Genomic DNA, 2,821 nt, shown 5'->3' on the forward strand with positions numbered 1-2,821 from the left:
GAGAGCCCCCGCGGGCACATGCGTCTTCTGGGGGGGGTAAAAAACTCGATTATTATTGATGACTCGTACAACTCATCACCGGTAGCGGCAACAGCCGCAGTAAATGCGCTACGAACGATTGAAACAAAAGGAAGACGTATTGCAGTTCTTGGTGATATGCTCGAGCTTGGTAGGTTCACTGCCGATGAGCATACGAAGCTCGGAACCCTCGTGGGCAGCTTTGCAGATGAACTTATAGTTGTTGGTGCTCGCGCTAAATACATTGGACAAGGCGCTCTTGAGCGTGATATGAGTGAGAAGAACATCGTTGAATTTGATGATTCACAGTCGGCGGGGAAGTATCTAGAGACTATTTTGCAGCCGGGCGATGTGGCCCTTATAAAAGGCTCACAGGGCATACGCATGGAGCGAGCCGTAGAGGAAGTTATGGCGCATCCAGAGCAGGCGGGGAGTATCTTGGTGCGGCAAGATGAGGAGTGGAAAAAACGGTAAAAATGCTCGGGTGCCGTCTTGTGTGGGGTACGGATATTTTTTTGCTAAAAAATTCCTCGAGTTCGCGCCGTCGCGCCTGCCTGTCGGTAGGCAGGCTCGCAAGTCCCCATACAAGAGACATCCTTCGCTCGGAGGTAAAAGGAGCGCCTGCGGCGCACAAAATGATATTCTACAAAAGGCTAATTGGCGCAGAGGTAAAATTGTGATATAGTGCTGGTTGTTAATTATTTAGTATTGAATATTAAATAGTTATGAGGCCCTATCGTCTAACGGTTAGGACGGAAGCTTCTCAAGCTTTAAATCAGAGTTCGATTCTCTGTAGGGTCACAAAATGACAGAAAACTTGCCCTGCGGCAGGTTTTCTGCTTTTGTGAAAGCGCAGCGATGTTTCGACACCAGGCGAAACCGCGAGCTGGGGTCGCAAGCACTTACGTAGAATTTGAGCGCAGCGAAAATTATACTTAGTGACTCGTGACCACACAAGATATGTCGAGCTTGCTCGCCCATATTCTGTCGAGTGAGATAGCGAAGCGTCTCTGTAGGGTCACAAAAACGGGAATTCAAGAAGACTGGACTGCTCCAGTCTTCTTCGTTTTTGTGAAGGCGCAAGCATAATTTTTCAGTAGAAAAATTGCTGAGCCGACCCTGCCTGCCGGTAGGCAGGGTCGGCAAGTACTTACATATTTTGCGAATTCCAGAAGCAAAATATTTAGTAACTTGTGACTACACAAGAAAGAATGCGAAGTATACAATGCGTGACCGAAAGCGTACTCGCGTTTCTCTGTAGAGAGAATCAGTGCCTGACATTTGTATCCGAAAGAGTAACTTGTAATCAAGTTGGTTTTCAGAAGAAAACAACAGTGATTCCCTTGAGCTTGCTCAACGGGAGGAGCCGTCACGAGTGCCTCTTCGGAGGACCAAGAAATGGTGTTTCTAACACCTACGGCTAAACTGGAAACCGATCCACGGGCGCCGATTCTCATGGGATCGGCGCTTTTTCTATTTCAAAATTGTCGGGCTTGCTTCATAAATAGAACCTGATAGAATTCCACTATGTCCACACTTTTTTCATTCGCACTTATTCTGTTCGTCTTGTGGTTTTTTAGTTTCTTCATTTTCCATATCGCCGGCTTTCTAATCCATATTCTATTAATCGTTGCTGTCGTTGCCTTTCTTTGGCGTGTTATCCAGGGCAAAAACCCATTTAAATAGTCTCGCTGTCTTTCTCTTGACACTTTTCAAAATCAGCGTAGATTTTGATTTGGAAGTACAACCCCGTCTCGTCACAGCGCGAGGCATAACCCAAAGAAGGAGGACATCATGTCCGACCAGCAAGCACCGCCTGAAGTAAACGAAGTTCCCGCATACAATCTGTTTTTCAAGGAGATCCGCCCGATTTACAATTGGCACGAATGGCTCCTCCGGTGGAAAATCGCGAGCAGTTTTGAAGAAATGCTTGGCCTGTTGCACGTTGGTTTCAATGTGTGCATGAGCAAAAGTAGGTATGACGAACCGGAGTATACCTACATTGACCGCCTGATTTTTTACCTTGGAATGGCGGACGGTTGGAGAGATGCTTCTCATTTTCGTTCATTCGGCGATACGGAACCTGGATACCGTATACTAAATAGTTCGAGCGGACAGTATGTTTTAAAGTCTGAAAGCGGACTTCGCCAGCATCTGGCGCAAAAAGCTTTTGATGTGTTGGCGCTCAACTTTTTTAGTTGGGGATTGAAGGGCGGCGGCCGTGATGGCGATGAGTTTGGTAGCGGATGGGTCGAAGGCGTTGCCTCTCCGCGTTTACTTGATGCGATTCAGTTCTTCTTTAGAGCTGTAAAGCATCGCTCCGGCAATAGCGTTGGAGCTCCTAACCTCCCCAATTTCCGGGACAGGAAACACACTGAGAAAATTGCGTTTGATTTTCTTATGAATCTCACCAAATTTATTTGGGGGTATGAGGGAGAAAACATCTCCGGTTGGGACACGCGAGAACACAAAGATGCTGCGGCAGTTACATGCGACGAAAAACGCGTCCGTCTAGATGCGGTCAAGCCATGGTTGATCGAGGTTCTCTCTGAGCTCCGATCACTCGATGTCTTGCGCGAATGGATGTTAGTGCTGGACGAGCCGTGCCTCGCTCAGCTCAAAGAGATTGCCATGCGCAATGAGCTCAGGCATTATGCCGGCGGCCTAGTATTAGAAGATCGTCTCGTTGCCTCGGTTGAGGAGGCATGTCTTGTGGGCTCAAGGGCCGCGTGGTTCCTCAAAGAGCACGAGGTGATGAAGCGTGAGCGTGACCGACTCTGCGCGATTCGAGAAGCTGAGAGAG

3 protein-coding genes and 1 tRNA gene are annotated in these 2,821 nt (G+C 48.1%); all 4 read left to right on the forward strand.

Annotation, left to right across the window (positions count from 1 at the left end; all coding sequences use genetic code 11):
- On the forward strand, positions 1-492 hold a 492-nt coding region (locus WC764_04805; GenBank protein MFA6007014.1), incomplete at its 5' end, for a cyanophycin synthetase.
- Between the two features lie 255 nt (positions 493-747).
- Positions 748-819, forward strand: a tRNA-Glu gene (locus tag WC764_04810).
- Between the two features lie 726 nt (positions 820-1,545).
- Positions 1,546-1,704 carry a lmo0937 family membrane protein gene (locus WC764_04815; protein MFA6007015.1) on the forward strand — a complete coding sequence of 53 codons (159 nt, stop codon included), beginning with the start codon at positions 1,546-1,548 and terminating at the stop codon, positions 1,702-1,704.
- A gap of 108 nt (positions 1,705-1,812) precedes the next feature.
- Positions 1,813-2,821: hypothetical protein (locus WC764_04820; protein ID MFA6007016.1), on the forward strand; the 1,009-nt coding region annotated here is incomplete at its 3' end.

It is taken from the genome of Candidatus Paceibacterota bacterium, from assembly GCA_041660505.1.
In the GTDB taxonomy this organism is placed as follows: domain Bacteria; phylum Patescibacteriota; class Minisyncoccia; order Phycocordibacterales; family JACRKE01; genus JBAZWG01.